At 62.9% G+C, this 3,751-nt stretch carries 6 protein-coding genes; 3 read left to right on the top strand and 3 right to left on the bottom strand.

Translation table 11 applies throughout. The annotated features are described in order from the left end of the window. Positions 1-174 precede the first annotated feature (174 nt). The 3 genes from ACK4FZ_RS17455 to ACK4FZ_RS17445 all read right to left on the bottom strand — a co-directional run bounded on the left by ACK4FZ_RS17455 (position 175) and on the right by ACK4FZ_RS17445 (position 1,966). Entirely contained in the window at positions 175-489 is a 315-nt protein-coding gene (locus tag ACK4FZ_RS17455; protein ID WP_409823249.1) for a DUF2322 family protein, read from the bottom strand. A 71-nt stretch (positions 490-560) separates the two neighbouring features. Next, positions 561-1,445 (bottom strand): 4-hydroxybenzoate octaprenyltransferase, encoded by an 885-nt coding sequence (gene ubiA, locus ACK4FZ_RS17450; RefSeq protein ID WP_409823246.1) that lies wholly within the window; start codon positions 1,443-1,445, stop codon positions 561-563. After that, the gene (locus ACK4FZ_RS17445) at positions 1,442-1,966 is read right to left on the bottom strand and encodes a chorismate--pyruvate lyase family protein (RefSeq protein ID WP_409823244.1); all 525 of its coding nucleotides are present in this window, start codon (positions 1,964-1,966) and stop codon (positions 1,442-1,444) included. Before ACK4FZ_RS17445 ends, ubiA begins: the two co-directional genes overlap by 4 nt. Before the next feature lie 69 nt (positions 1,967-2,035). Between ACK4FZ_RS17445 and ACK4FZ_RS17440 the strand changes: the two genes are divergently transcribed. Genes ACK4FZ_RS17440 through ACK4FZ_RS17430 form a run of 3 tightly spaced genes read left to right on the top strand, consistent with a single transcriptional unit; the run spans position 2,036 to position 3,606 of the window. Next, positions 2,036-2,392, top strand: coding sequence for a CidA/LrgA family protein (locus ACK4FZ_RS17440; RefSeq protein WP_144371100.1), 357 nt, complete (start codon positions 2,036-2,038; stop codon positions 2,390-2,392). Continuing rightward, entirely contained in the window at positions 2,385-3,092 is a 708-nt protein-coding gene (locus tag ACK4FZ_RS17435; RefSeq protein WP_409823240.1) for an LrgB family protein, read from the top strand. Before ACK4FZ_RS17440 ends, ACK4FZ_RS17435 begins: the two co-directional genes overlap by 8 nt. Positions 3,093-3,144: 52 nt before the next feature. Continuing rightward, positions 3,145-3,606: a SixA phosphatase family protein gene (locus ACK4FZ_RS17430; RefSeq protein ID WP_409823238.1), complete on the top strand. Its 462-nt coding sequence runs from the start codon at positions 3,145-3,147 to the stop codon at positions 3,604-3,606. Positions 3,607-3,751: the final 145 nt, after the last annotated feature.

Here is a 3,751-nt window from a genome sequence, read left to right as displayed (position 1 = left end):
TGTGGCAGCGTGTCATTTAATGCGTGTTGTAGCAGGCTCATACAGCAAAAAAGGGAACATGATGAACATGTTCCCTTTTACTGGATTTGCAGTCGCAAGTCTTAACTGACTGGCATTACGGCGCAGACCGGGGGTTTTTCATCGCTGACGAGCAGGCGCCGTTTGATGGCGTGATCAGGCCGGGATGACGTTCACGCTCAGGCTGTCGCCTTCCTGCAGGGCCAGCAGGCGGTCGATATTGGGGTGCTTGCCGGGGAAGGCCAGCGCGTCAGCGGTGTGCTCGGCGTACAGCGCCAGGCCTTGCTGGGCGGCGGCGTGGTTGATACAGCCGTGCTGCAGCCACAGCGCGTGGTAGACACGAACCGAGCCGCTAGAGCCGGGTTTGGTTTCCAGCAGGGCGACTTGTTCGCCGGCGGCATTGTGCAGGCTGAGGGCGGCGATGCCATCGATGGCGGGCAGGGTAGGCAGGATATCGGCAAAAGCGGGCATGAAAAAACTCCGGGGTTATTGCCCGGAGTTGGGTACGCGCTGGCGCTATTTCCAGTGGGTATCGATAAATTTTATCGGCTCAGTGGAAACAGCAGGTAATCCAGCAGTATGCCGCCGAAGATGGCCATACCGACGCGGTTGTTATCGATAAAGGCCTTGAAACACAGCGCGCGGTCGCGGGTACGGATCTCCGTGTACTGTTTGGCGATCAGGCCGGCACTGAGCAGCAGGCTGGCAAAGTACGGCCAGTGCAGCTGCTGCTGCACGCCCAGGCCTAGCATGAGCGCCATAAACACGGCGTGGCACAACATGATGGCGCTGACATCGTGGTCGCCAAAGGTAATGGCCGAGGTCTTGATGCCGATTTTCAGGTCGTCCGGCTTGTCTGCCATCGCGTAAGCGGTGTCGTAGGCCACGGTCCAGAACAGGTTGGCCGCCAGCAACCACCAGGCGGTCGGGGCCACCTCGCCGGTTTGTGCCGCCCACGCCATCGGAATGCCAAACGAAAACGCCAGCCCCAAGTAGGCCTGCGGCAACGGGAAGAAGCGCTTGGTAAACGGGTAAGTGGCCGCCAGGAAGACGGCGGGGACGCTCATCAGCAGCGTCAGCCCGTTCATCGGCAGCACCAGTAGCAGGCTGAGCAGTGCCAGCGCGGCGGCCAACAGCAGCGCTTCTTTTTCGGTAACGGCGCCGCGGGCAAACGGCCGCTGCGCCGTGCGCGCCACGTGGGCGTCAAAATGGCGGTCGGCATAATCGTTGATCACGCAACCGGCAGAGCGCATCAGGAAGGTGCCGGCCACAAATACACCCAGCACCAACCAGTCCGGCCGCCCGTGCGAGGCCAGCCACAGCCCCCACAAGGTTGGCCACAACAGCAACAGGGTGCCAATCGGGCGGTCTACCCGCATCAGCTGGCCATAAACGGTGGCGCGTTCGCGCCAGACAGCAGTATTCATTTCAGCATCGGCTCCAGAGCCGGCAGGAACACCTCGCACACCAGAAGCGGCGAGCCTGCCAGGGTAAAACGACAGCGGCGGGCCTGTAACGCGGCAGCGTCAGGCACGGCGGCCAACTGCGCCAGCGGGTGTGTGGCGTCCAGCGTGGCAAACTGCAGCGCCTCGCGGGCGAGGCCGGGCAGGCCGCCAAACAGCGTCAGCCCCAGCGAGCGGCTGCCACGTGCCAGAATCGGCTGCCATACCTGGCAGTCTTCGCGGGTGACACTGCGCGCGGCGATGACCGGTACGCCGTCCAGCAGCAATCGAACGTGTCTGGCATAAACCGTCTGCTTTGCGTTAACCTGCAGCAGGTCCAGCTCGTCATCGTGCACGTCGGCCGGGCCTTGTGCCAGCACATCGACGCTGAATTGGCGGCCGGTGGCCATCAGGTGTTCGGTCAGCGAACCACGGGTGCCGACACAGGCCTGCCATGCCGGCGAACCCGGCGGCAAGCTGGCCGACCAATAGGCTTTATCATTCATGGCCCGCATTATGCCAAAACGCGCTTTGCGCTGTCCTGCCCTTGCGGCCAACCTGGCTTATATATTGTCATGATCGAAACTTTCCTCTGGCTGCTGGGCTACCAGTTTGCTGGCGAGCTGGTGGCGCGTGCCTTTGGCTGGCCGGTGCCCGGTGCCGTATTGGGCATGTTGTTGCTGTTTCTTACCCTGTGCGCCCGCCGCGGCTTGCCGGACACGCTGCGCCATAACGTACCGCGGCTGATGACGCATATGTCCTTGCTGTTCATTCCGGCCGGTGTCGGCATCATCGCTTTCTGGCCCATGCTGTCGGCACGGCCGCTGGCGTTAACGCTGGTGTTGCTGCTGTCCACGCTCGGCACCTTCGTCATTACCGCACTGGTGCTGAAGCTGGCGCTGCGCTGGCAGCAGGGGAGGGGGCATGACTGAGTTACTGCACTGGTTGCGCGGCTCGCCGCTGACCGGCCTGCTGCTGACGCTGGCAGCGTACCGCCTGGCGCTGATAGCCAGCCGCCGCTACCACGGCCATCCGCTGGCCAATACCGTGCTGCTGGGGGCAACCATCGTCGTCGGCGTGCTGCTGGTGTTGGGCATGGATTTCCAGCAATACATGAAGGGGGCGGCGTTCATCCAGTTTCTGCTGGGGCCGATCACGGTGGCGCTGGCCATCCCGCTGTACAACAACCTGGGACGTTTGCGCAAAAGCGGGCTGCCGGTCTTGCTGGCGATTGTGGCCGGCAGTGTGGCCGGGGTGGTGACGGCGGTGGCCAGTGGCCTGCTGTTCGACATGCCGCGCGAGATGCTGATGTCGCTGGCGCCGCGCTCGGTCACCACGCCGATCGCGATGGGCGTCGCAGAAGTGCTGGGCGGCATCCCGGCTTTGGCCGCCACGTTCGTCATCGTTACCGGCATCATCGGCGCCGTCTGTGCCAAACCGCTGGCCAGCCTGCTGCGTATCCGCGACGACGTGGTGCTGGGCGTGGCCACCGGCGTGGCCGCACACGGCATCGGCACGGCACGCGTATTCCAGCTATCGGAAACCGCCGGCGCGTTTGCCGGTCTGGCAATGGGGCTTACCGGCTTGTTTACCGCGGTACTCGCCCCGATACTGGTGCACCTGTTGCTGTAATCACGCCCGTGTAGACTGCATCACCTAATAACAACATTTCGAGGAGTACACCATGGACCTGATTCTGTGGCGACACGCCGAAGCCGAAGACGGCAATGACGACCTGGCTCGCGCGCTGACCCGCCGTGGCCAACAACAAGCCCGCCAGATGGCCAACTGGCTGCACAAGCAACTGCCCGGCGACTACCGCCTGCTGGCCTCCGAAGCCGTACGCTCGCAGCAAACCGCGTCCTTCCTGGCCAAGAGCTACGAGATCCTGCCGGCGCTGAACCCGGACGCGTCGGTGGAGCAGGTACTGCAAGCCGTTGGCTGGCCCGCCTGCGGCAAAACCATCGTGCTGGTGGGCCACCAGCCGTATATCGGCCGCCTGGCGGCAACACTGCTCAGCGAGCAGCCGCTGTTGTGGAGCGTGAAGAAGGGCGCCATCTGGTGGCTGAATCACCGCGAACGGCACGGTATCGAGCAGATTCGCCTCAAAGCCATGATGACACCGGCCATGCTGGAATCGCTCTGAGCCCGGCTTGATGCTTGTTCAAATAAAAGGTTGGCCGCATGCGGCCAACCTTTTTGCTTTTCGTCACCTTTGCAAATCAGCTACTTAAGCAATTACTTGCACTTTTTTGCAGGCGAGGTGTTGACGGCCCAGAGCGTGGTGGGTA

It is taken from the genome of Vogesella sp. (genome assembly GCF_046297735.1).
Lineage (GTDB): Bacteria > Pseudomonadota > Gammaproteobacteria > Burkholderiales > Chromobacteriaceae > Vogesella > Vogesella urethralis.
This window is presented reverse-complemented; position numbering and strand designations above follow the sequence as displayed.